1 protein-coding gene is annotated in these 353 nt (G+C 66.3%); it reads left to right on the forward strand.

All coding sequences use genetic code 11. The features are described from left to right. The coding region (locus AB4120_RS27625; RefSeq protein ID WP_441643108.1) for an aromatic amino acid lyase at window positions 1-353 on the forward strand (353 nt) is incomplete at both ends.

A 353-nucleotide genomic window follows, 5' to 3' on the forward strand; every position in this document is an offset into this window, starting at 1 on the left:
CCGCGACCTTGTCCGGCGAGCGCGAAGTGATGTTCCGCGGCGAACGCCGGCAAGCGGCTGATGTGCACAAGGAACTGGGTTGGCAACCGCTGGTATTGCGCCCCAAGGAAGCCCTGGCGCTGATGAACGGCACCGCCGTGATGACCGGCCTTGCGTGCCTGGCTTACGCCCGTGCCGATTACCTGCTGCAACTGGCCACACGCATCACCGCGCTGAACGTGGTCGCTTTGCAGGGCAACCCGGAGCACTTCGACGAGCGCCTGTTCGCCGCCAAACCCCATCCAGGGCAGATGCAAGTTGCCGCGTGGCTGCGCAAGGATCTGGCGATCGACGCGCCGACCGCGCCGCTGCAT

The organism is Cupriavidus sp. 2KB_3, assembly GCF_052115685.1.
GTDB lineage: Bacteria > Pseudomonadota > Gammaproteobacteria > Burkholderiales > Burkholderiaceae > Cupriavidus > Cupriavidus campinensis.